Genomic DNA, 22,239 nt, shown 5'->3' on the forward strand with positions numbered 1-22,239 from the left:
GAGCGTCGGCGTGGGCGTCCGCGGGGCGCACGGGAATTGCCCGGGGCCTCAGGTTCGCCCGTCTATGAGTAGTCCGGGATCGTCGTGCTTCGCCCGGTGCTGGTTCGGCCTCGAGTCGTGCGTCGTCGCGGGCGACGTGCGTCAAGGATAACGGCGCAGCGTCGGTTGCGGGTTCGGCTTCGGGTCCGCGTCGCGCGGCCCGATCGGCGGCCTCGAATCCGTCCTGCGGTGCCGAATCTGCGGCGCCGTTATTCCGATTCCGATGCGGTGCTGCGTATTTCCGTCATCGCGCTGACCGGTGACTGGTCGTCGGGGGTTTCGGCGCCCGCGTCCCCGGCTGGCAGCGTGCGGTCGTCGGCGCCGTCGACCGCGGGCTCCGGGTCACCCTGCGCGGCAGCCTGTTCGGCGTCCGTCCAGCAGGCCGTCGGTTCCTGCATGCCGCGCAGCAGGATGTTGTCGAGCAGGGTCCACTTCTCGCGCTCGTGCGGCGCTGCCGCCTCGATCACCGCGCCGCTCACCAGGATTCGGCGAGGCGCTTCCTTGGCTTCGGCGGTGAGGCGGGCGGCCTCGTTGACCGCGTCGCCGATGACGGTGAACTCCAGGCGGGTGTCGGTGCCAACATCCCCGGCGAACACCAGGCCGCGCGCGACGCCGATGCCGATATCCAGTTCGCCGCTCGCGGTCACCTCGTCGCGGATGCGGCGGGCTGCGCGCAGCGCCGGAGTCGCGTTGTCCCGCAGCGCGATCGGCGCGCCGAAGATACACAGCGCGGCGTCACCTTCGAACTTGTTGACCAGCCCGTCGTTCTCCTCGGTCGCGGCGACGACGATCGAGAGCAGCCTGTTCAGCTTGGCGACGAACTCCTGCGGCGGCAGCCCGGTGGATAGCGCGACCGATCCGGTGACGTCCACGAACAGCGCGGAGACGACGCGCACGTCACCGGTCAGATCCATGCCGCCGGTGAGCGCCCGGTCGGCCACCTGCGCGCCGACGTGCCTCCCGAACACATCGCGCATCCGTTCGCGTTCGCGCAGATTGGCGGCCAGCTCGTTGACCGAGTGCTCGAGCCGCCCGATCTCGCTGCTGCTGCCGACCGGCACCCGGACGTCCGTCTCGCCCCTGCTGATCAGATCCAGCGCGAGCCGCAGCGTCCGCATCGGGCTGGCCACCGCGCGGGCCAGGATGGCGGTTGAGAATGCACCGACGGCGATGCCCACCGCCGACAGATAGATGGCGGTAGGGATGCGGTCCGGCGCGGGCGTGGCCGGATCGGCGAGCACCACGATCAGCATGGCCAGCGGCATGGCGCCCGCGACCGCCCACGTGACGATGACCCGCACCAGCACCGAGGAACTCCAGAGCATGGTGTCGTCCAGCACCGCGGACACCACCGGAATGGTCGGCCGGATCAGCCGGTCCACGATCAGGAAGGTCACCGCCGCCGACTGCAACGCGCCGAGGGTGAACAGCGCCGCCGTCACCGCGGGGGAGTCGATTTCGGTCAGGTGGGTGAACGTGGCGGTCACCACGATCACGCCCGGTATCCACAGCGCCAGCGCCCGCACGGTGATCGCGATCGGCAGCCGCAGCAGTCGGCGCGCCTCCTCCGGCGTCGGCTTGCGGGTCTGGTCCAGCCAGCCGAAGTACCTGCCTCGGTCGCGCATGGCCAGGCCGACGCCGGCTAGGAGACCGAGCGCCGGGTAGATCCCGATCAGGGCCATGGTGCGCATCCAGTCTTCGCCGAGTCTGCCGAAGAACCCGCTGAGCCATAGCCCGGTGACGATGACGGCGAGACCGCTCATGTTCGCGGTGATGACCACGGCCGACAGACCCCAGTGGGCCTTGAGCGCCCAGACGACGAGCTTGGCGATCACGACGCGCGATCACCCGCCGGAGACGATGACCGCCGGTGCGGGCGGGGACGGGCGGCGACGAGTGACACGAAAAAGCAGCTTATCCGGCCCAATCGCGCCGATGGGGTGGCAACGCATATCTCGTCCGTCAGCCGCTCCAACCCGTCGCGCCGACAACTCGGCGCAGCCGCCGAGAACCACGTCGCGGGCTGCCGTTGAGTCAGCGCAGTCGCCGGGCATCACAGCGCGGCTGCCGTTGACTCAGCGCAGCACGACCAACCAGATCGCGATGTAGTGGCTCAGCGCCGCGAGCACCGTCGCGGCGTGGAAGAACTCGTGGTGCCCGAACACTGTCGGCCACGGATTGGGCCACTTGGTGGCATAGAGGATGGCGCCACCGCTGTAGATCAGCCCGCCGATGAGCAGCAGGATCAAGGGCGCGATGCCGATCTGGTTGTTGAGCTGCCCGGCGACCGGCACGATGGCCCAGCCGAGCAGCAGATACAGCGGCACGCCCACCCAGCGCGGCGCGGTCGGCCACAGCAGTTTCAGCGCGACGCCGGCGAGCGCACCTGCCCAGACCACCGCGAGCAGCGTCTGCCCGGTGCCACCCGGCAAGCCGAGCAGCGCGAACGGGGTGTAGCTGCCCGCGATGAACAGGAAGATCATCGAGTGATCCGCGCGCTTCATCCGGATCCGGGTGCGCGGGGTCTCCCAGGTGATGCGGTGGTAGACGGCGCTGATGCCGAACAACCCGCACACTGTGACGCCGTAGACCAAGGTGGACCAGCCTGCCGTCGCCGACATGGTGGCCGCCTCGACGACCAGCGCGACCACCGCGATCGCGGCGATGCCGACCGCCCACGTGTGGATCCAGCCGCGCATCCTCGGCTTCACCAGCGCGGCGAGCGCCTCGGCGGGGGAGGTTCCGACCAGCTCCGCGTCGGCGGCGGCGACAGATTCGGACACGTGAAGACCTCCTAGTTAACTGGCCAGTAACCTACGCTACCGTAGGTTGACTCCGGATGTCACTGTACCGGGGAATCGCGGCCGATGCCGGAATCGTGCCACCAAGGCGTACTGTTGGACGCCGTGGAGCTTCGGAGCCGGGTGCGTGGTCTGCCCTACCGCATCTACGAGGCCCGGCTGTCCAAGCAGCTGGCCGACAGACAACACCCACGCCACGTCGCGGTCATGTGCGACGGCAATCGCCGGTGGGCCAGAGAGAACGGTTTCACCGATGTCACTCACGGCCACCGTGTCGGTGCGCTGAAGATCGCGGAGCTGGTCGGCTGGTGTTCGGACGAGGGCATCGAGATGGTCACCGTCTATCTGCTCTCGACCGAGAATCTGCAACGCGACCCCGACGAGCTGGAAACCCTGTTCGAGGTGATCACCGATGTGGTCGAGGAGCTCTCCGCTCCGGAACGGGATTGGAGCGTTCGCATCGTCGGTTCGCTCGACGGGTTTCCCGAGCTGATCGCCAAGCGGTTGCGTACCGCGGCGGAGCGCACCGAGGGGCGCCAGGGCGTGCACGTCAACGTGGCGGTCGGCTACGGCGGGCGCCAGGAGATCGCCGACGCGGTGCGCTCGCTGGTGCGTCAGGAGATGGCGGCGGGGGAGACCGGCGAGGATCTGGTGCAGTCGATCACCGTCAACGCCATCGGTCAGCACCTCTACACCTCGGGTCAGCCGGATCCGGACCTGGTCATCCGGACCTCGGGCGAGCAGCGGCTTTCGGGCTTCCTGCTGTGGCAGAGCGCATACTCGGAAATATGGTTCACCGAGGTCTACTGGCCGGAGTTCCGCCGGGTGGATTTTCTCCGCGCCTTGCGCGACTACGCCGCTCGGCATCGCCGTTTCGGGGTCTGAAAAGTCCATATTCCAGTACCGTCCGGTCTGTGCATGTTCTGACGCAGACCCCGCCGACGCCCGCCCCCGCGCCGAACGGTGACAGGCCGGGCCGGCACCTCAGCTACGAGGAGTTCGGCCGCCGCTTCCTCGAGTACGCCGTGTCCGAGGAGCGCATCGCCGCCGCGTTCGGCGAACTGACCGGCGCGGCCTTCGACGTCGGCCCGATCCGGGTCGGGCCCGCCCGGCTGGCCAAGGTCGTAGCCCATGTGCGCCTTGGCGTTCCGCGCGTGCACCGCCGCCTCGACGAGGTCATCGATTTCGAACTGATCCTGCCGCTGCGCGTCGGCATGCTCGTCGACCTCGGCATCGACCGGCACCGCTTCGAGGTGGACGGCACGGTCCACCTGCACCTCACCGCGCGCACCGCCGAACCGCTGCGGATTCTCATCGAGATCACCGAACCGCAGCCGCGCGACGTCCGCGTCAACGTGGCCGCGGGCACCAAGCGCGCCCAACTCCTGCGCGTCCTCGTCGGCGTCGACCACGAGATCCGCCGCTTCGTCGCCCGCTACATCGCCACCGAAATCCGCAAACCCCACATCGCGGCCGTCCTCGATATCGACGTGGCGACGCGGTTGGACCAGGCCTGGCGGTTGTAGGGGAGCGCTTTCACAAGCCTCCGAATAGGTAGGCGAAGAACACGGTCCACGCCCACACCCCGGCCGTGAACGCGACCGCTTCGTCACGGACGCGCGGAAACCTGAACCACACCGCGGCCGATATCAGCGGCGCCACTAGGGGGACGGTTCGCCACTCCCACGGGTGCGGGATGAAACTGTGCTCCGGAAATGCGCCGACGTATAGGCACATGAACGGATATGCCGCACCGAATGCGGCGAAGATCGTCACGATCCGCCATGGCCGCCAGCCTCCCCGAGCCACGTCATGGCCGGTGTCATTCTTGGATGATGACAAGCGATGTCCCATCGACGTTGTTGTGATTCATGTTGTTCGGGTCGACGATCGTCGCTTCCCGCGCGTAGCGAACGCAGGTATCAACGATCGCCTGCCGGTCGCCCTCCAGGCGTAGACCGAGCTCACGACCTGTGTGGTTGTTCCACTCGTCCATTTCCTTGGATCCGTGCAGCGGGCTCGGCTGGTCCTTCTCGTGGGCGTCGGCCATTCGCTTCGCGAAATCCGCGTTGGACGATTCGGTCATCAGTGCTTGCCAAATGCAGTGGCGCGTCGCGTCCTGCCGATCCGATTCGCCACTGCCGTCGGGAAAAGCAGCTTTAGACGCCGACCAGGCGATGTTGTAGTCGTTGGCGATGTAGGACGCGTCGCAATCCCGGGGATTGCTGAAGCAGACTTGCTTCTCATTCGTGCCCATGCTGTCGTACGGCCCGTTGACCGGTGTGGCCTGCGGCTGACCGGACGGCATCTGTTCTGTGGCACCCAGATCGGCGAAGGCGTTGGTGATTGCCTCCGTGGCCGTGGAGTCGGCGGTATTCGCTTGGGCGATGGCCTGTTTGATCGCGGCGGTTTGTGTTTCGGCGTCGGTCTCCAGCGCTCCCATCGCCTTCTGGAGTTGTCCGGAATCGCTCACGGTGGCCAGCAGCGTCTGCTGGGCAGCTGACGACGGTGTGCAGGTACCGTCTTCGGCGACGGTGTAGCCCTTTTCCTCGGCGACCCGCACGGCCGCGGCGAGTGCGGTCTGCGCCGCCACGAGCTCGGTGGCGCCGGTGCGCGCCGCCTCGGCGCCCGATTCCAGGGCGTTGCGGATCTTTCCGGTATCGGAGTGCAGGGTTTCGTATTGCGACCGCATCGCATTGCCCGAGTCGCCCTGCCAGGTGTCGAGCGACCTGTCCACTGCTCGGTACTGGGTGTCCAGCGCGCTGGTGAGTTCGTGGGCCTGCTGTGTCCACTGGTCGGCCTGGGCGGTCAGGGCGTCGGGGCGCAGCGCGAGAATCTGCGACTTCGTCAGCGTGTTCACGGCAGATCCAGTCCGATGTTGGTTATTCCGGCGGCGCGATCCGCATCTTCGCTCAGAAACTGGGTGATCGCGGTGCCGGTGGTGTCGCCGAGAGTCTGCATGCCCGCGGCTGCTCCGAGGGCGGCGCGATCGACCGCGGTGATGGCGCTACCACAGGCCCCCAGCACGCTAGTAGCCGCGAGGCCGTCGGTGACGCCGTCGGCTGGTGCATTGGCCAGGCCCAAGGCGCTGATCGTAGACGTGGTCGTGGCGAAGGTATCCGCCAGTTGTCGGACGTCGTCCGGGTCGAAGTGGAATTGCCCGAGTGCGCTCACCGTTCCCCCTTTGTCGCACATGGTGTTTCGTGGCGACAACTATAGCCACCTGGTCAGTGCATACGATCGTCGTCCCTAACGCCGCCCCACATCCCAGTCGTCCCAGATGTCGTAGAGCGAGTATTGGTCGTCGGCGCCGCCGAACTCGGGGAATTCTGGTTCGAGCCACTCCGGCATGGTGGGTGGCTCGTCGGCCGCAGAAGCTGGATCGGTTGACGGGCAGCGCATCGGCGGATCATCCGCGAGGTGAGAGCGCGGCGGTGGCATGGGAATTCGGTCTGGCTCCGGGGCCGAGATGGTTTCGATGGACAGCGGAGTCCGCCGCGGTCGCGGGGTCTCTGGTGTGGCGGTGAAATACCGGTCCTCGTCATCGGGACCGGCAAATGGCTGGATGACGTGGAGCATCGGAGCATCCTGTGCCGCAGCGCTTTCCGTCGCTTGGTCGACTCCGATACCGAAGCCGTAATCGGAGCGTGAGCTGGAGCCGAAGTCGGGGTCATAGCCGGAGCTGGAGTGCAAACCCGGATCAGCCTGGGGATGGGTGCTGGAGCCGTGCGCCGGGGGATCGGAGCCGTGTGCCGTAAACGCGTCTTCTGTCCGGGAGCCGACACCCTTCCTGTTCGAGCTGTGCGATCGGCCGGAGTTGTCGTCTGAGCCGGAGCTCTGGTCGGCCCCATTGTCGGCGTCGGCGGGCGAACCCGACCGCGAATCGTCGCCGTTCTGGCGAGTCGCGCCATCGGAGGAGTAGTTCGCCGTATCCGAATCCACGCCCGCGCCGCCGGAGCCTGCCGCTGCATCGTCGGCTGGCCCGTCGCCGTCGAGTTGCTCGACCGCGTCTCGTACCGCGTCCCCCGCGCGTGCGAACGCGAGCTTGTGCAACTCGACCACGACATCGGCGACTTGGCGCGCGCTGAGCGCCGCCCCCTCGGCCACCGTGATGGCGTGCAGTACGCCGTTCGCGCCGACCACGACGGTGACGGACCCGTCGGCGGACGAGGCTGTCCCCCTGGCACGCGCCATGGCGTCTTGCAGCCGCTCGATCTGCGCCGTCGCCGGTCCTTGATCCCCCACGTCACCCCCTGATGCCCAACCCGAGCTTAGCCGGGGCAGCCCGGATTGGAATGCGCGCTGGCTGGATTGGCGGCTGGGCTACCCTGGGCGGGACAGGCCGGGGTTCGACAAGGGGGATGGCCGATGAGTTTGCTGGAGCGCAGCCACCCGCATCCCGATGACGCGCGCACGCTCGCGGGTGCTTTCACAGCGGCGGGGTTCCGGTTGGCTGCTGCGGGTCGGCCGCCCGTCGAGGACATGCCGACCGCGTTGCCGGACACGGCGGTCCTGGAATCCTGCGGCGTCGCGGTGCGACTCGTGGATCGCGCGCTCCGGGAGACGGCGGCCCGACTTCAACGCTCGGGTGCCGCGAGCTTGCGCGGGGCCGAGGCGGGAGACGACCCGTCCCGCCATCCGTGCTGCTTCTGAGTGTCGTCTAGCGGCGAGGAGCCGGATCCCGTTGCGTCGATAGGCATTACAACTTCCGCAAGCGGAGGCGGTTGATGCTGTGGTCGGCGTCCTTGCGGAGGACGAGGGTGGCGCGGGGGCGGGTGGGGAGGATGTTCTCGACCAGGTTGGGGCGGTTGGTGGAGTTCCAGATTTCCTTGGCCGTGGAGGTCGCCTGGTCGTCGGTGAAGCCCGCGTAGTGGTGGAAGTGGGCGGCGGGGTCGGCGAAGGCGGTCTCGCGCAGGGTGAGAAACCTTTGCACATACCACTTTTCGATGTCTTCGATGCGCGCGTCGACGTAGATGGAGAAATCGAACAGATCCGAAACCATCAGGCGCGGACCGGTTTGCAGCACATTCAGTCCCTCGACGATGAGGATGTCGGGCTGGCGGACGCAGTGGAATTTGCCGGGCACGATGTCGTACGAATTGTGCGAATACACCGGTGCGCACACCTCGGGCGCGCCGGATTTCACCTCGGTGACGAAGCGCAGCAGTTTGCGCCGGTCGTAGCTCTCCGGAAAACCCTTGCGGTGCATGATGCCGCGCCGGGTGAGTTCGGCGGTGGGATAAAGGAACCCGTCGGTTGTGACCAAATCCACACGCGGATGGTGGTCCCAGCGGGCCAGCAACGCCTGCAGCACACGTGCGGTGGTCGATTTTCCGACCGCGACGCTGCCCGCGACGCCGATCACGAACGGCACCTGCTGGTCCGGATGCTTCTCTCCGAGGAAGGTTGCGGTGGCGGCGAACAGGCGCTGACGGGCGGCCACCTGCAGGTGGATGAGACGAGCGAGCGGCAGATAGACCTCGGCGACTTCCTCGAGGTCGATCTGTTCGCCGAGGCCCCGCAGGCCGATCAGCTCTTCCTCGGTGAGCACCAGCGGAGTCGATTTGCGCAGCGTTCGCCACTGCTTACGGTCGAATTCCACATAGGGGCTCGGCTCGCTCATTCGTGCCACTTACCCGACGCTCCGTTTCGGCAAACACGCACACAAGCCGGTTCGGCCCTGTGAGATTCGATCTAGCTCTCGCCGCATGGTCGAATTCTCCTCTGCATCACCATTGTGTGAAACGGGGGGTGCCGCTACCGACTGGTAACCACCTCGATACCTTGGCCCGTTGCGGCTACTGTCGGCTGGCATGGAAGCGCATCCCCTCGTCACCGAGTACCTGCGACTCGGCCTGGCTTTCGACCGGCTCGAGGAAGGTTTCGTCGACGCCTACACCGGCGATCCGCAGCTGCGCAGGGAGGTCCAGAACGCCCCCGCACCGCAGCCCCGCGACCTCGCGAAGCGCGCCGCGGACCTGCGCGCGGCGCTGCCCGACGCGGGCCTGTCGCCGGAGCGCGCCGAGTTCCTCGACGCGCACCTGCGCGCGCTGGAGTGCTCGGGTCGCAAGTTCGCGGGCGACGACATCGGCTTCGTCGACGAGGTGCGCGCCTACTTCGACGTAGACATCGTCCCCGGTGACGTCGAGGACTATCGCGACGCGCACCGCCAGATGGACGAGGTGCTCGCGGGCGACGGGGCGCTGGCGGAGCGGGTCGCCGCACACCGCAAGGCCGACGAGATCCCGCCGCAGCGCCTGGCCGCCTGTGTCGAGGCGTTCTCCGGCGCGCTGCGCGAACTGGTGCGCGAGCGTTACCCGCTGCCCGATCACGAGCACGTCACCTACGAGGTGGTCGGCGACAAGCCGTGGTCCGGATTCAACTACTACCTGGGCAACTACCGCTCGAGGGTCGCGATCAACTCCGATCTGCGTCAGCACATGGCGAACCTGCCGCACCTGATCGCGCACGAGTCCTACCCCGGCCACCACACCGAACACTGCCGCAAGGAGGCCGGTCTGGTGGCGGCAGGGCAGGCCGAGCAGACGCTGTTCCTGGTCAACACGCCGCAGTGCTTGATGGCCGAGGGCCTGGCGGACCTGGCGCTGCGCTCGATCGTGGGACCCGGCTGGGGCAAGTGGGCGCAGGAGATCTACGCCGACCTGGGTCTGCGTTTCGACGGCGACCGCGCCGAGCGCCTGTCCACGGCCTCGGCGAAACTGCTCGCCGTGCGCCAGGACGCGGCCCTGCTGCTGCACGATCGCCGCCGCGACGAGACCGAGGTCGCGGAGTTCTTGCAGCAGTGGAATCTGACGACGCCGGAGCGGGCGCGCCAGTCGCTGCGCTTCCTCTCCTCGCCGCTGTGGCGCGCCTACATCAGCACCTACGTGGAGGGCTACCGCCTGCTCGGCGGCTGGCTCGACCGGGCCGCCGACGCCGACGATCGCGCCGACCGTTTCCGGCGGCTGCTCGACGAGCCGCTCACCCCCGGCGCGCTGCGCGCGATGTGAACCCGAACGCGCCCGCACCGGTCCCCGGTGCGGGCGCACCCTTCGTCACTGGATGACCGCGCACCCTTCCCCGGAGGACAGGGAACACATCAGCAGGGACAGCGTCCGCAGCAGCGCTTCGATCGGGTTGTTGGGGACGGAGACGAGATGCAGCATGGTGATTCCTCGGTGTTCGACGGGGACAGCGTCACCCGTGAAACCGGTCCGCGCCGCCCATCTCGTTACGGTCCGTGTAGCCCCCAAAACCAGTGGCAGGGGCTGCGGCACCGCGAGCGGCTCAGGCGGCCGAGAAGGTGACGCGCACCGAGATCGGTTCGGTCTCCAGCGCCTTGATCGTCCACGCGAGCACCGGCCGGGCGATCCGGCCGGTGGCGAAGCTGCGCGCCCTGGCCACCACGTCGTCGTCGGGGACGAACGCCGCGGTGCCGGTGTACCAGCGGTCGCCGCGGCGCACCCGGACCCTGGGGTCGGCGGTGATGTTGCGCGCCCAGCCCGCGCGCCTGCCGTGCTGGCAGATGATCCAGGCGCCCTCCTCGTCGAAAGAGGCGGTCACCGGAACCCGCCGGGGCAGACCGGTTTTCGCCCCGGTGGTCTCGAGTTCGGAGACCAGTGCGGTGCGGATGCCGAGCCGGTCCAGCGCGGCCACCGCCGGATTCGCGAGGTAGCGGCCGATCATCCTCTCCCGCTTGAACTTTCGCAGCGTGTCACGTTCGGTCACGGTGGTGCTCCTCAGCGGAAGATGACGCAGGTGGTGGTGGCGTGGGCGACCAAGCGGCCCTGGTCGTCGAGCACACGGCCTTCGGCGGTCGCGGTGGTGCGCCCGACGTGGATGGTGGTGCCGGTGGCGGTGAGCTTGCGTCCGTCGGTGGGCACCGAGCGGATGTAGTTGATCTTCAGTTCGAGCGTGGTGTAGCCGACGCCCGCTTCCAGGGTGGTGTGCACCGCGCAGCCCATCACCGAGTCGAGCAGCGTCGCGCAGATGCCGCCGTGCGTGCTGCCGAGCGGATTGGCGAAGTCCTGGCGGGTGTGCAGGCTGAACACCACCTTGCCGTGCTCGAGGGTCTCGGCCTCGAGGCCGAGCAGGTCGCCGATGTACGGCGGACGGCCTTCGAGCGTCATCGCGGTCTTCAGCAAGTCGAGGCCCGACAGCTGGGCTGGATCGATCTGCGCGGGCGAACTCATGGATTTTCCGTCCTTTCGATGAACCGATCGGTCCACATCTGTCATGATTGGAGCATGGACCGATCGGTTCATGCAAGACGCCGGAGAGGGAGGCCATGACGCAGGGTCCGCGGGCGCGGTTGATCGAGGGCGCCATCGAGCTGGTGCGCGAGCAGGGCGTGCACGGTGCCGGGCTCGCCGCGCTGCTCGAGCGGAGCAATACCTCGCGCAACTCGCTCTACCAGCACTTTCCGTCGGGCAAGAGCGAGCTGGTCGCGATCGCGACCGAAGTGGCGGGCCGCAGGATGTCCGCCGTCATCGAAAAGGTGACCGGCTCCGGCGAGCCCGAGGACTGGGTCGGCGCGCTGATCGGCTGGTGGAAGAAGGCGTTGGAGTCCAGCGCCTACGCCACGGGATGTCCGATCGCCAGCGCCGCGCTGGCCGAATCCGAGCCGGGCGTGCAGGCCGCCGCGGGCAGTGCCTTCGCGGGCTGGACCGAACTGCTGACCGCGGCGCTGATCGGCCGCGGCATCGATGCCGCGCGTGCGCGTTCGCTGGCGAGCTTCGTGATCAGCGCGTTGGAGGGCGCGATCGTCCAGGCGCGTGCGACGAAATCGACCCGCCCGCTCGACGACGTGCGGGACAACCTCGCGATCATGCTCCGCGCCCGCTGACCGGCCCCCTGCCGGAAGCTCGGCAAGTCCCCAATAGACTGAGGCCCGTGACGCAGACGACCGCCTCTGTCAATACCCAGTCCCTCGGTGAGCTCGATCCCGAGCTCGCTGCCGCGATGGCAGGTGAGCTCGCCCGCGAGCGCGACACCCTGGAAATGATCGCCTCGGAGAACTTCGTGCCGCGCGCCGTGCTGCAGGCGCAGGGCAGCGTGCTGACCAACAAGTACGCCGAGGGCTACCCGGGCCGTCGCTACTACGGTGGCTGCGAGCACGTCGACGTCGTCGAGACCCTCGCACGCGACCGCGCCAAGGCGCTGTTCGGCGCCGAATTCGCCAACGTGCAGCCGCATTCCGGCGCGCAGGCCAACGCCGCGGTGCTGATGGCGCTGATGAACCCGGGCGAGAAGCTGCTCGGCCTCGACCTCGCGCACGGCGGTCACCTGACGCACGGCATGCGGCTGAACTTCTCCGGCAAGCTCTACGAGGTGCACTCGTACGGGGTGAGCAAGGAAGACCACCGCGTCGACATGGACGAGGTTCGCAAGATCGCGCTGGAGGCGCAGCCGAAGGTGATCGTGGCGGGCTGGTCGGCCTACCCGCGCCACCAGGACTTCGCCGCGTTCCGCGAGATCGCCGACGAGGTGGGCGCCTACCTGTGGGTGGACATGGCGCACTTCGCCGGTCTGGTCGCCGCCGGGCTGCACCCCTCCCCGGTGCCCTACGCCGACGTCGTCTCCTCCACCGTGCACAAGACCCTCGGCGGTCCGCGCTCCGGCCTGATCCTGGCCAAGCAGGAGTTCGCCAAGAAGCTGAACAGCTCGGTGTTCCCCGGCCAGCAGGGCGGTCCGCTCATGCACGCCATCGCCGCCAAGGCCGCCGCGTTCAAGATCGCCGCGACCGACGAGTTCCGCGACCGTCAGGAGCGCACCCTGTCGGGCGCCAAGATCCTGGCCGAGCGCCTCAACGGCGCTGACGTCAAGGACAAGGGCATCAGCGTGCTCACCGGCGGCACCGACGTGCACCTGGTGCTCGTCGACCTGCGCAACTCCCAGATCGACGGCCAGCAGGGCGAGGATCTGCTGCATGAGATCGGTATCACGGTGAACCGCAACGCCGTTCCGTTCGACCCGCGCCCGCCGATGGTCACCTCCGGTCTGCGCATCGGCACCGCAGCGCTGGCCACCCGTGGCTTCGGCGACGCGGAGTTCACCGAGGTCGCCGACATCATCGCCACCGCACTGGTCGGCGGCTCGGACGCCGAGACCCTGCGCGGCCGCGTCACCAAGCTGGCCCAGAGCGTCCCGCTCTACCAGGGCCTGGAGGACTGGCGCCTGCTCGGCTGAGCCATTCTTTGACGAACGCCCTCACGGGACACCGTGGGGGCGTTCGCTTTTCGGCTCTGTCTCATCTTCGGTGGTGACGGATCATGCGCTATGCCAACAGGATTCGGTGGCGGAGTAGCGCGGGATCGCTTTGGAAAGTCACGCCTACCGTGCCGGCGTGGCTGCTGTGTTGCTGCTGCGGATGTGTTGGGTCAGGAAGAGGGCTGCGCGCTCGAGTGCCTGGTCGGCTTCGTCGAGAACGCCGGCGTAGGACTGGAAGACGTGGGGCACGTCGGCGGTGATGTCGAGGATCACGTTCACGCCGGCGTCGCGGGCGCGGGCGGCCATGCGGGTTGAGTCGTCCAGGAGGATCTCGTTGGTACCGGCCTGGAGGAGCATTGGCGGAAGTCCGGTCGGGTCGGCGCACAGGGCTGGGCTCGCCATTGGCTGGTGTGGGTCCTGCCCGGCGAGGTAGAGGGGCGCGATGGTTTCCTCGAGGTACTCGCGTGTGAAGATCGGGTCGATACCTGCTTTGGTGTCCATGCTCTCGCCCGACCCGGTGGCGTCGAGAGACGGGGAGAAGGCGACGATCGCGGCGGGTAGCGGGAGTCCTGCGTCGCGGACGGCGAGGCAGGTGGTGACGGTGAGGCCGCCGCCAGCGGAGTCTCCGGCGAACGCGATGGCCGATGGGTCGTGCCCGCTGTCGAGGAGGGCGCGGTAGGCGCTGAGTGCGTCGTCGATCGCGGCGGGGAGCGGGTGCTCGGGGGCGAGCCGGTAGTCCAGTGAGTACGAGCTGAACCCGGTCTTGGCCACGAGGTGCCCGGTCAGTGACAGCGCGGTCTGGGGGGAGCCAGCCACCCAGCCGCCGCCGTGGAAGTACAGGATCGTTGCGGGGCGCGGGTTGTTGTCCGGCTCGACGTGCAGTGCGGGTCGGTCGCCGAGCGTCGTCCGCGTGGTGCGGATGCCACCCGGGATGATCATCTGGTCCATCGTCGCCTTGAATCGGTCTCGGAACGCCTCGACCGATTGCGGGCCCTGCGGTCGGGGCTGTCGGAGCATCGCGTCGAGCCGGGCGCGTTGTTGCTTGCTCATGCGGGTCGTTCCTGTCGGTTGCCGGCGCTGGTGGCCGGGGTGCGGTTCGTGTGCAGCCAGGTCATTTCGTCGCGGTACTGGGCCCGCACGGCTTCAGATCCGTTCGAGGGACTGTAAATACAAGTGGGACAGGGCCTTTGAGTTGACAGACCCTACGACGGCTGAAGCTTGGGGGTCTCGGGAGACGGGTCGGCGTGGTCGAGCCGGGCCGACTCCGCCACCTACCGGGCGCTGACGGCGCCTGGCGGTCTCACTACTTTTTCACCAGGTTTTTCGCGGTCATGCTCTGCGCGGCGGTGATGATGGCGTCCTCGGGGTTGCGCGTCCGCCAGCCCAGTACGCGGCGGGCCTTCTCGTTGGAGGTCTTCTTGGCGTAGCCGAGGTCAGGCGCGACAGAACGCAGTTGTGTGGAGAACACGGCGCCGATCCGCACGATGATGTTCGGGATGCTGCGGGTCGGGACGTTGTCGGCTGCGTCGCCGAGGTGTGCCCTGATGGTGGCGGCGATCTCCTTCATCGGGATCGCTGGCCCGTTCGAGAGCAGGAAGCGCTGGCTGGCGGCATCCGGCGTCGTCATCGCCAGGATATGTGCCGCGGCCACGTCGCGTACATCGACGATCGGGATGAAAAGGTTCGGAAGGCCGGGCATTTCGCCGCCGAGCAGCGCCTGGATGAGGTGGTTCGAACCCGAGACGTCCGTGCCCATGACAGGCCCCATCGTTGCGACGGGGAGCAACGTGGACAGTTCCATCGAACCCCCCTCGGCGTCGATGAAGTCCCAGGCGGCACGCTCGGCGAGGGTCTTGCTCTTGGCGTACGCGTCGACGCCGGGGCCGTTGAGGAGGGTCCAGTCGGCCTCGGTGAAGACGTGGTCGTCGTGCGGGTGGCCCCAGCTGACGGCGTGGAACGCGGAGGTGAGGACGACGCGCTCGACGCCGGCGTCGCGGGCGGCGCGCAGGACTCGCAGGGCGCCTTCGCGGGCGGGGAGGACGAGGTCGTCCTCGTTTTGGACGTGTCCGGGTTGGACGGGGGAGGCGACGTGCAGTACGAAGTCGACGTCGGCGACGGCTTCGGCCCAGCCTGTGTCGTCAGTGAGGTCGGCGGCGGCGAAGCTCAAGTTGTCGCCGCGCGCCATGCCCGCGTCGGTGAGCACCGATCGCACGGCGGGCTCGCGCCGCAGGGACCTGACCGTGGTGCGCACGCGGTAGCCCTGTTCGAGGAGTTGGAGGATGCAGTGACCGGCGATGAAGCCCGATCCGCCGGTGACAAGCACGAGTTGCTGGGTCATAGCCGCCATGTTCCGTGCCTGGCAGGCCGACAGCCAGCACCTTCGCGTTCCTGGGGGTGGCAGGACCAGTCACGTCCCGGCGTCGCGGATTACGGTGGGGACGTGACCGGTGAACAGAACTTGCTGGGCGATTACCTGCGCGCCCGCCGCGAGCTCGTGACCCCTGAGCAGGTCGGGATCCCCGTCCTGGGTGTGCGGCGGGTCCCCGGCCTGCGCCGCGAGGAGGTCGCCATGCTCGCCGGCATCAGCGCCGACTACTACCTGCGCCTCGAGCAAGGCCGCGACCGCAAGCCTTCGGTCCAGGTCCTCGAATCCATCGCCCGCGTACTGCAACTCGACGAGGACACCAGCGCTTACCTGCTCGGGCTCGCGGCCGACAAGCCCCGCCGCCAGCGGCGACCGGTCAAGGAGACCGTGCCACCCAGCATCGTGAAGCTCCTCGGAACACTTCCGCTGCCAGCGTTCGTGGAAGGGCGCTACCTCGACGTCCTCGCTGCCAATCCCCTGGCCACTGCGCTGTCGCCGCGCCTCACGGTCGGAGCCAACAGGCTGCGCGACGTGTTCCTCGACCCCGCCGAGCGCTCCCTGTTCCCGGACTGGGAGATCGCCACCGAAGGTCTGATCGCGGGCTTCCGACAGTCGGTCGGCACCGACATCGACGATCCCCGCTTCATCGAGCTCGTCGGCGAACTCTCCCTCGCCAGCCCCCGCTTCCTCCGGCTCTGGGCCCGGCACGACGTCAAACCGCGACAGGGCACGCTCATGCGCTTCGACCACCCCCAGGTCGGCCGCCTGGTTCTCAACCGCGAGAAGCTCCTCATCACCAGCACCAACGGAATGATGCTCGTCATGTACCACGCCAACATCGGAAGCGACGACGCCGACAAACTCGCGATCCTCGCCTCCGCCACCCTGTCCCCAGCAACAGCTCGTGATGTGGCCAACGACAAGAGTGTGGAAGTAGCTACCTGAAGGCTGTGCACCAGGCCAGCTCCCACCTACTTCGACACAGGACCTAGTGTTCTGCGCCTGAAATGCGTTGGGTAATTGGAGGATTCGGTGGTGGTGCGGACTGGGCGGCCGAGGTCGGGTCCGGATTTCGACGGTGACCGAGGCGCAGCGCCGTCGACCGATGGAACGCCAACCCGTGCCCGTTCGTCTGGCGCAAGACCGTCGACGAGATCCTCGACTCCCTCGCCCGATATCTACAACGCATTTCAGGCGCAGAACACTAGCCCGTCGGCAGATCGATGCCCTTGGCCGCGGCGAGCTGGGTGAGCTTCTCCCTCTCGTCGATGGCCACCGCGACGTAGGCGTGCAGCCTCCCGTCGTCGCGGCGCAGCAGGTACTCGTAATCGCCGTCGGTGAGCAGGTTTCCGTCCTCGTCATAGAAATGCCAGCGCACCCGCACCCGCACGATGAGCGGCGTCAGATCGACCTGCTCGAGCACCGTGTGGCCGACGCGGGCCAGCCCGAGCCGCTGATAGAAGGGGTACGACTGCGCAAGCCCCTGCGCCATCTCGGCATTGGTGGACAGCGAGCCTACGAACGCGTCGCTGAGAATGGTGCCCGGCGTGCCCCACAGCGCCGCCGACCGTTCGGCGTCGAAAGCGCTCAACGCGGCCTGATAGTCGTCGAGGAACGACTCGATCTCATCCCGGGTTGTCATTCCTCCAACCTAGGCCGACCGGCATCCACCGGAAGACCTGACACACGCCGCCGGGGCTCGGGCAGACGGCGTTGTCCGAAGCCGTCGCACCGGCCGCGCAGACGCCGGGGACGGTTGCGGGCTGATTCGGTGACCAGCGGTTACCCGTCCATGCGGGCCCGCGCTCGGATGATCGATTCGTCCAGGTAGCGGGTGATGTCGGCGCTGGAGCCGGGGCGGATCATGAGGGCGCGGTTGGCGGGGACTTCGCAGTAGCGGCCGTCGTCGGTGTCGATCCAGCGGAGCTTGCCAGTGCGCAGCGGGTCGGCGTTGCGGGGACCGAGCAGGACGGTGACGGTGCCGCGGGTGCTGCACGACTGACGCCAGAAGCGGCGGTAGCGGTCCCGGGTCGCGGCGGCCGGTGCGCTGCCGAAGGGGTCGGGGCGGTCGTCGGCGAGATCGTCCAGGAGATAGGTTCTTTCGGCGACGCCGCCCGGCTTGTGGTCGGGCAGCAGCCGGACGAGTTCGGTGGCGAGCTGGTCCGTTCGGCAGTGGCGCAGGCGGATCTTCCCGCCGTCGGGCGCCGGGTTCTGCAGTGCGACGACACCGGAACCGCCCCGGTGCGCGCAGCCGATGGCGCGCAGCTCGGCGCCGCCCCGCCGGTTGTCGATGCCGAAAAGCTCGATGCGCCAATCAGGTCTGGCCAGCACGTCGATGGCGCGCTGCAGCGGCATGTGCTCGGCGCCGCCCAGTTCGGTGCGGAAGTCGCGCTGGTAGGCCTGGTACTCGCGGAGGCCGGGGTGGCGGCTGGTGAAGCGGAAGGGGAACGGCATCCGGTCCAGGCCGGTGCCGAACCACACCGCGGCGAACTGTTCGGCCGAGAGGGTCCACTGCGCCATCAGTCGGCTCCCAACGCGGGCGGGACGGTCTTGGGCGTCTCGCCGATCAGTTCCTGGCCGTGCTCCTCGGAACGCAGGTACCGCGCCGACCGGTGCTCCCCGTCCTCCTCGGTGCGGGTTCGGGGAGTGGAGGGCATCAAGCCCGCGTATCCGGTGGATCCTGGGGCGCCGGGACGGACCGGAACACCCGATGGCGGTGGGGTGTTCGGTGTGGCCGCGGGCTGGGCGGGTACCGAGGAGCCCGGGCTGGGCGGTGGCGTCGGCGGGGTGGTTGCCGGTCCGAGCGGTGGCGGGGTGGGGCGCGCGGAGGTGTCGTGGAGCGCGGTGGGAGCGAGGGGAGTCGGCGGGCTCGCGACGGGGGATGCGCCGAGTGGTGCGGTCGGCGTGAAGGGTGTGGTGGGCGTGAAGGGCGTGGTTGGCGTCGGGAGCGTGGGTGCGGGGGTGGTCGCCGGTGACGAGGAAGGCATGGGCGACGCGGATGGCGGTGTCGGCGGAGAAGGCGTCGGCGAGGACGAGGCAGACTGCGCGGCAACGGAATCCGGATCGGCGTGCGGTTGCCGCGGAGTGGATGCGCCGTTCTCGCCGGATGACGACTGCTGATCTGACCCTGCACCCGCACCGGCCGTCTCCGGCGTCGCCCCCACCTGTAGTCCTGCCTCCACAGGCGCTCCGCCCGCAGGCTTGTCACCATCGTCGGGCCGGGTTTCGGGTTCGGGCCGGGTCCCCGGCGGCGCTTCGCCCTCGGGCTGCGCTTCAGGCTGGGACCGGTTGTCGGTCAGCAGGTCCACACCGCTCTCGGGCTCCGCTGTGTTCTCGGGCTGCGGTGTCTGCTTGGGCTCCGCACCGTTCGCGGACTGCGCGGCGTTCTCCGTTTGCAGACCGCTGCCGATCTGGGCTCCCGCCCCTGCGTGTACTCCTGCTCCCGGTTGCACGTCGTTGTCGGCCTGTGCGCCCGGCTGCACCTCGGTGGACGCCTGCCCCTCGCCCCCCTGATCCGTCGACGTCGACGATCCGATCAGCTCATCGCGATCCGATCCCGAAACTCCTTCCGTCGCGACGGGATCGGTGACAGGCCGCGCTCCATCCGGCGGAACCGAAGCGAACCCCGGCCGTCCACCCCCGCCCAGCAGTCCGTCGATCATCCCCCCGCCGCCCGGGCCCACCGGCGACGGCAGCGTCGGTATGCGCGGCGCCGTCGCGCCGTACGGCTGGATGTAGAGCCGGTTCATATCGTCGCGCGCCTGTTCCTCGCGCGCATTGCGGTCCTCCGGGGTGGACGAATTCCCGGCATCGGCCACCACATCCGGTATGGCCGCCTTGAAGTGGGCGGCCGCGCTGCCCGCCGCCGTGAGCGGCTCGGACTGGCGACCCAGCGCCGCCCCCAGTTCCGTCAGCTGCGTGACGAATTCGCGGACCCCGCGCACCGCCGCGTCGGCCGCCGCGCCCTCCCACCGTTGGTCGACGGCGCGCTGGAGCGCCGAGCCGAATTGCTCGCCCGCGGTCCCGACCGCCGTGGACAGCGCGGACCACGCGGCGTGGGCGCCCTCCAGTCCGGCGGGATTCATCCGATCGGCCGCCTTCTTGATCTCCGCGTGGGAAAAGCTCTGCGCGTTCTCGGGATTGGTGATCGCGCGGCCGTCGACGCCATGCACTGCCATCGCGGTGGCCCCTTCCGTCAGTGCTGTTTGAACCTAATAGACGCATCAGCGCACGGCGCGGTTCCACCGAAACTCGCGAAATCCGTTCAGCGAGCAGCCAGCAGGGCGGCGTAGTCGCGAAGTTCGATGTCGTTGGCGGCGTTGTCGCCGTACTTCGTCATCAGCGAGAAGAGCCGCGATTCCAGGAACCAGTTGCGCAGCCGGATGCCGAATGCGGTGGTCGGCGCGAGGAACCGGCCCGCGTTGGAGTTGCCCGCGATCTTGGCGTAGCGGCGCATGATCTCGTCGTAACGTGCGAAGGCCGCGGTGTGGTCGCCGTCGGCGAGCGCGAGTTCGCCCGCGATCACGTACGCGCCGACCACCGCGAGCCCGGTGCCGAAGCCGCCCAGGGTGTTTCCGTACGCCGCATCGCCGACGAGCGTGACCCGGCCCGCGCTGTAGCGGTCCATCCGCACCTGGCCCATCGAATCGAGGTAGACGTCGTCGAACTCGGCCAGTTCGGCGAGCATTCGCGGCACTTCCCAGCCCAGCCCGGCGTAACGCTCGGCGACGATGCGCCGCTGGGCGTCGACGTCGTCGCGCGCGTACTCCAGTTCCGGTGCGGCGAACAGGTACAGCTGCTGGGCCTTCGAGCCGCCGCTGATCGCGAGCCTGCCCGGTGCGTTGTAGCCGTACGCCGTGGCGCGCTCGCGCGGCGTCGCCGAGTCGCTCCACGGGCTCGCGCCCGCGACGCAGTAGTAGTGCCCGAGGTGCCGCACGAAGTCGCGCTCCGGCCCGAACGCCAGACGCCGGACCCGGGAATGCATTCCGTCGGCGCCGAAGACGAGATCGAAGGTGCGCGCCGGACCGTGCTCGAAGGTCGCGTGCACGCCGTCGGCGGTCTCGGTGAGTCCGGTGATCGAATCCCCGAAGACGTACTCGCAGCTGCCCGCGCTGCGGCGATACAGGATTTCGGCGAGGTCGCCGCGCAGGATCTCCACGTCACCGCCGGTGAAATCGCCGGACATGACGGCGCGCCGCGTGCCGTGCTCGTCGACGAACACCACGTCCGAGGCGCCGGTGCGGTGCGCCTGGATCTCCTCCCAGACGCCCATCCGCTCCAGCACGGTGCGGTGCGTGCGGCCCTTGAAGTCGACGGCCTGCCCGCCGGGGCGCGGCGCGGCGGCGCGCTCGACGACGGTGACCGTGCAGCCGTAGCGGTGCAGCCAGTACGCGAGGGCGGGGCCTGCGATACCGGCGCCGGAAACGAGGACGGACAGGTTGCGCATTGTTTCTCCCGAAGTCGTAATTGTGTCCGCCGTATTCTGTTTCCGATGGACGCAGATCAGCGTATGGTAGACACAGTTCCGAGTCAACCCGTTCGTCCTGGAGGATTCGCCCATGTCGTCACCGACCACCGTCGAGCTGCTGTGGGGCACCAGGCAGCCGCCACGGCGCGGACCGAAGCCCTCGCTCACGCTGGGCGGGATCGTCGGCGAAGCCGTCGCGCTCGCCGACGCCGAGGGCTTGGCCACCCTGTCCATGCAGCGCCTCGCCGAACGGCTCGGCTACACGAAGATGTCGCTGTACCGGTACGTGCCGGGCAAGGAACAGCTCATGGCGCTGATGCTCGACGCGGCGATGGGTGAGCCGCCCGAACCGCCCGGCGACGTCTCCGGTCCCGTGCGCTGGCGGGAAGCCCTGCGCGCCTGGGCACTGGCCATCTTCGAGCGCTACCGCGCGCACCAGTGGACGCTCGAGCTCGCGGTCGGAGCGCGCCCGATGGGTCCCAACGAGATGGGCTGGCTGGAGGCCGCGGTGACCGCCATGGACGGCATGGGACTCACCGGGCCGGAGCGGCTGGACACAGTGGTCCTGCTCAACGGCCATGTGCGCAGCCTCGCCCAGCAGGTCGGCGCGGCGCGTGACACGGACCTCGCCGAGCAGGTGGTGCGGCAGTTCGCCGAGACGATGGACGCGGCCGCCGATCGCTATCCAGCCGTCAAGGCGGCTTTCGCCGAGGAGGCGGCCCGCGCGGCGAACCGGGCCTTCGGCGACGACCTCGGCGACGCGCTGTCGTTCGGCATCGACCGCATCCTCGACGGCCTCACCGTCCTCGTGGCGCGCAGGGCGAAGGCCTAAAGTCGAATCATGTCCGACGACGAATCCGAACTGCAGCAGGACGCGATCACCACGGTGCGGGAGTTCTTCGCCGCGCTGGAGCTGCGCGCGGTCGGCGAGGCGCTGGAGTTGCTCGACCCCGACATCGTCTGGAAGAACACCTCGCTACCGGACGTGCGCGGCATCCGGCGCGTCGGCGGCGTGTTGCGCGGGCTCGACCGGCCTGCGTTCGGCTTCCGCGCCGACATGCACCACATCGCGGGCAACGGCGACATCGTGCTCACCGACCGCACCGACTACCTGCGGCTGGGCCCGGTGGAAATCGGGTTCTGGGTGACCGGCACCTTCGAACTGCGCGACGGCCGAATCGTGCTGTGGCACGACCACTTCAGCTGGGAGAACTTCCTGCGCGGCACCGCCGCCGGGCTCTTCCGCGCCGTCTTCGCCCGCCGCTGAATCCGCGCGCCGCTGTCGATTCGCCCGGCGCGGAGCGGCTTTCGGCGCCGATTGCCTGCCGGTCGCGGCCGCGTTGCCCGCGGCCGCCCCG

At 68.7% G+C, this 22,239-nt stretch carries 23 protein-coding genes; 9 read left to right on the plus strand and 14 right to left on the minus strand.

The annotated features are described in order from the left end of the window. Positions 1-248: 248 nt before the first annotated feature. Together NL1_RS07160 and trhA are read right to left on the minus strand one after the other, a co-directional pair. Positions 249-1,874 (minus strand): adenylate/guanylate cyclase domain-containing protein, encoded by a 1,626-nt coding sequence (locus tag NL1_RS07160; RefSeq protein ID WP_067835611.1) that lies wholly within the window; start codon positions 1,872-1,874, stop codon positions 249-251. A 240-nt stretch (positions 1,875-2,114) separates the two neighbouring features. Further along, complete coding sequence (trhA, locus tag NL1_RS07165; protein WP_339379936.1) at positions 2,115-2,789, minus strand: PAQR family membrane homeostasis protein TrhA; 675 nt, start codon at positions 2,787-2,789, stop codon at positions 2,115-2,117. A 117-nt stretch (positions 2,790-2,906) separates the two neighbouring features. Here trhA and NL1_RS07170 point away from each other — a divergent pair, with 117 nt between their 5' ends. Beyond that, complete coding sequence (locus NL1_RS07170; RefSeq protein WP_067835613.1) at positions 2,907-3,725, plus strand: isoprenyl transferase; 819 nt, start codon at positions 2,907-2,909, stop codon at positions 3,723-3,725. 29 nt (positions 3,726-3,754) lie between these two features. Continuing rightward, on the plus strand, positions 3,755-4,366 hold the full coding sequence (locus tag NL1_RS07175; protein ID WP_245673124.1) for a hypothetical protein: 612 nt from the start codon (positions 3,755-3,757) through the stop codon (positions 4,364-4,366). A 296-nt stretch (positions 4,367-4,662) separates the two neighbouring features. Here the strand turns inward: NL1_RS07175 and NL1_RS07185 are convergent, their stop codons facing one another. From NL1_RS07185 to NL1_RS07195, 3 genes are all read right to left on the minus strand, one after another. After that, positions 4,663-5,577, minus strand: coding sequence for a DUF6973 domain-containing protein (locus tag NL1_RS07185; RefSeq protein ID WP_156094708.1), 915 nt, complete (start codon positions 5,575-5,577; stop codon positions 4,663-4,665). A gap of 119 nt (positions 5,578-5,696) precedes the next feature. Continuing rightward, the gene (locus tag NL1_RS07190; RefSeq protein WP_067835618.1) at positions 5,697-6,014 is read right to left on the minus strand and encodes a hypothetical protein; all 318 of its coding nucleotides are present in this window, start codon (positions 6,012-6,014) and stop codon (positions 5,697-5,699) included. Positions 6,015-6,089: 75 nt separating this feature from the next. Continuing rightward, on the minus strand, positions 6,090-7,085 hold the full coding sequence (locus NL1_RS07195) for a YbaB/EbfC family nucleoid-associated protein (RefSeq protein ID WP_156094709.1): 996 nt from the start codon (positions 7,083-7,085) through the stop codon (positions 6,090-6,092). A gap of 123 nt (positions 7,086-7,208) precedes the next feature. On the opposite strand from NL1_RS07195, the gene NL1_RS07200 reads away from it, so the two are divergent. Next, entirely contained in the window at positions 7,209-7,493 is a 285-nt protein-coding gene (locus NL1_RS07200) for a hypothetical protein (RefSeq protein WP_067835621.1), read from the plus strand. Positions 7,494-7,539: 46 nt separating this feature from the next. Here the strand turns inward: NL1_RS07200 and coaA are convergent, their stop codons facing one another. Beyond that, positions 7,540-8,472: a type I pantothenate kinase gene (gene coaA / locus NL1_RS07205; protein WP_067835623.1), complete on the minus strand. Its 933-nt coding sequence runs from the start codon at positions 8,470-8,472 to the stop codon at positions 7,540-7,542. Between the two features lie 181 nt (positions 8,473-8,653). On the opposite strand from coaA, the gene NL1_RS07210 reads away from it, so the two are divergent. Further along, positions 8,654-9,850: a DUF885 domain-containing protein gene (locus NL1_RS07210; protein WP_067835625.1), complete on the plus strand. Its 1,197-nt coding sequence runs from the start codon at positions 8,654-8,656 to the stop codon at positions 9,848-9,850. A gap of 277 nt (positions 9,851-10,127) precedes the next feature. On the opposite strand, the gene NL1_RS07215 is transcribed toward NL1_RS07210, so the two are convergent. Both NL1_RS07215 and NL1_RS07220 read right to left on the minus strand, forming a co-directional pair. Then, a complete protein-coding gene (locus tag NL1_RS07215; RefSeq protein ID WP_067835627.1) occupies positions 10,128-10,568 on the minus strand; it encodes a nitroreductase family deazaflavin-dependent oxidoreductase in 441 nt (146 codons plus the stop codon). 11 nt (positions 10,569-10,579) lie between these two features. Beyond that, positions 10,580-11,032, minus strand: coding sequence for a PaaI family thioesterase (locus NL1_RS07220; RefSeq protein WP_067835628.1), 453 nt, complete (start codon positions 11,030-11,032; stop codon positions 10,580-10,582). A 95-nt stretch (positions 11,033-11,127) separates the two neighbouring features. Here NL1_RS07220 and NL1_RS07225 point away from each other — a divergent pair, with 95 nt between their 5' ends. Further along, positions 11,128-11,685: a TetR/AcrR family transcriptional regulator gene (locus NL1_RS07225; protein ID WP_067835629.1), complete on the plus strand. Its 558-nt coding sequence runs from the start codon at positions 11,128-11,130 to the stop codon at positions 11,683-11,685. 47 nt (positions 11,686-11,732) lie between these two features. Continuing rightward, positions 11,733-13,028 (plus strand): serine hydroxymethyltransferase, encoded by a 1,296-nt coding sequence (gene glyA, locus NL1_RS07230; protein WP_067835630.1) that lies wholly within the window; start codon positions 11,733-11,735, stop codon positions 13,026-13,028. A 144-nt stretch (positions 13,029-13,172) separates the two neighbouring features. On the opposite strand, the gene NL1_RS07235 is transcribed toward glyA, so the two are convergent. Both NL1_RS07235 and NL1_RS07240 read right to left on the minus strand, forming a co-directional pair. Next, positions 13,173-14,099 (minus strand): alpha/beta hydrolase, encoded by a 927-nt coding sequence (locus NL1_RS07235; RefSeq protein ID WP_067835631.1) that lies wholly within the window; start codon positions 14,097-14,099, stop codon positions 13,173-13,175. Positions 14,100-14,352: 253 nt separating this feature from the next. Further along, complete coding sequence (locus NL1_RS07240) at positions 14,353-15,387, minus strand: SDR family oxidoreductase (protein WP_067835632.1); 1,035 nt, start codon at positions 15,385-15,387, stop codon at positions 14,353-14,355. Positions 15,388-15,489: 102 nt separating this feature from the next. Between NL1_RS07240 and NL1_RS07245 the strand changes: the two genes are divergently transcribed. Then, a complete protein-coding gene (locus NL1_RS07245) occupies positions 15,490-16,359 on the plus strand; it encodes a helix-turn-helix domain-containing protein (RefSeq protein ID WP_067835633.1) in 870 nt (289 codons plus the stop codon). Positions 16,360-16,618: 259 nt separating this feature from the next. Here NL1_RS07245 and NL1_RS07250 read toward each other — a convergent pair whose 3' ends face one another. From NL1_RS07250 to NL1_RS07265, 4 genes are all read right to left on the minus strand, one after another. Beyond that, a complete protein-coding gene (locus NL1_RS07250) occupies positions 16,619-17,056 on the minus strand; it encodes a DUF6841 family protein (protein WP_067835634.1) in 438 nt (145 codons plus the stop codon). 140 nt (positions 17,057-17,196) lie between these two features. After that, the gene (locus NL1_RS07255) at positions 17,197-17,934 is read right to left on the minus strand and encodes an ESX secretion-associated protein EspG (protein WP_067835635.1); all 738 of its coding nucleotides are present in this window, start codon (positions 17,932-17,934) and stop codon (positions 17,197-17,199) included. Beyond that, positions 17,934-19,592 carry a PPE domain-containing protein gene (locus NL1_RS37365; protein ID WP_067835636.1) on the minus strand — a complete coding sequence of 553 codons (1,659 nt, stop codon included), beginning with the start codon at positions 19,590-19,592 and terminating at the stop codon, positions 17,934-17,936. Before NL1_RS37365 ends, NL1_RS07255 begins: the two co-directional genes overlap by 1 nt. Positions 19,593-19,678: 86 nt before the next feature. Further along, on the minus strand, positions 19,679-20,860 hold the full coding sequence (locus tag NL1_RS07265; protein WP_067835637.1) for an FAD-dependent monooxygenase: 1,182 nt from the start codon (positions 20,858-20,860) through the stop codon (positions 19,679-19,681). 112 nt (positions 20,861-20,972) lie between these two features. On the opposite strand from NL1_RS07265, the gene NL1_RS07270 reads away from it, so the two are divergent. Both NL1_RS07270 and NL1_RS07275 read left to right on the plus strand, forming a co-directional pair. After that, positions 20,973-21,713, plus strand: a complete 741-nt coding sequence (locus tag NL1_RS07270; protein ID WP_067835638.1) for a TetR/AcrR family transcriptional regulator — start codon at positions 20,973-20,975, stop codon at positions 21,711-21,713. A gap of 9 nt (positions 21,714-21,722) precedes the next feature. Continuing rightward, positions 21,723-22,148, plus strand: a complete 426-nt coding sequence (locus NL1_RS07275; protein ID WP_067835639.1) for a limonene-1,2-epoxide hydrolase family protein — start codon at positions 21,723-21,725, stop codon at positions 22,146-22,148. The last annotated feature ends 91 nt before the right edge of the window (positions 22,149-22,239 follow it).

It is taken from the genome of Nocardia lijiangensis NBRC 108240, assembly GCF_001613045.1.
Classification (GTDB): domain Bacteria; phylum Actinomycetota; class Actinomycetes; order Mycobacteriales; family Mycobacteriaceae; genus Nocardia; species Nocardia lijiangensis.